This window comes from Actinocorallia lasiicapitis (genome assembly GCF_054778695.1).
In genome coordinates this window covers 1-868 of the sequence record NZ_BAAGZI010000822.1, presented here as the reverse complement: position 1 = coordinate 868, position 868 = coordinate 1, and the positions used below count along the sequence as shown (strand labels likewise).

Genomic DNA, 868 nt, shown 5'->3' with positions numbered 1-868 from the left:
CCGGAGCCCTCGGCGGGCGCCGAGCCGAAGGCCGTGGCGGTCGACTCGGTGCCGGCGGAGCCGTAGGAGTCGTCGCGGGTGGCGGCGTAGGTGGCGACCGGCTGGTCGGGGTAGGGCGGCGGCGCGTCCTGGTAGGCGGGCGGCTGGTCGCTGTAGAGCGGCACCTGGTCGCTGTAGGGCGGCACCTGCTCCTGCCGCCCCGACGCGTCCTGCGGCTGCTGGACGGCGATGCCGTCGAGCATGGTGGCCGCAGGGGCCGCGGCCTGCGCCGCCTCACGCGAGACGACGAGCCTGTCGCTCTGCGCTTCCGGCGCCTCGGACGCGGCCTCGACCGGCTCCCCCGCCGGCAGGTCGACCGAATCTCGACGTTCGTCCGCCATTACCCCAACTCCTTGACGAGCCTTCATGTTCGGGCTTCATCGTGGCCCGGTCCCCGTGAGATTGCCGTAAGGCACCCTAAACGCTGCACCACCGGTCATGCGAACGCCCGGCCCTCGCGGCGGAGGAACCGGGCGTCATCTGCTTTCAGCGCCGCTCTTGGCGGCGTACCGGTTCCCGGCGCGGCACCCTGAGCTGCTGGACGGGCTGGTCGACGAAGGCGGGCGCGTAGCTCGGCGCGGGGGTCTGGCTGCGCGGCGCGGCCGCTCCCCCGCTGATCGACGCCGTCCCGGCACCCAGTGCGGCGAGGGTCGCCGCACCCGCCACCAGGTAGCGGGCGCGTGGGATCCGCCTGCTCTTGGCCTGCCCCGAACTGCCCGGACGGGTGTCCTTGGGCCGTCGCGCCGGAGCGGGCGGGGGCGCGCCGACGGCCAGCAGCCGCCGCACGAACTCCTCCGACGGCTCCACCGGCGGGACGTCGCGCAGCACG

2 protein-coding genes are annotated in these 868 nt (G+C 75.0%); both read right to left on the bottom strand.

From position 1 onward, the window contains the following. On the bottom strand, nt 1–380 hold a 380-nt coding region (locus ACYVE7_RS34860), incomplete at its 3' end, for a hypothetical protein (protein WP_460370928.1). Between the two features lie 145 nt (nt 381–525). After that, nucleotides 526–868, bottom strand: a 343-nt coding sequence (locus ACYVE7_RS34855; protein ID WP_460370926.1) for a hypothetical protein, incomplete at its 5' end; no start/stop codon positions are given.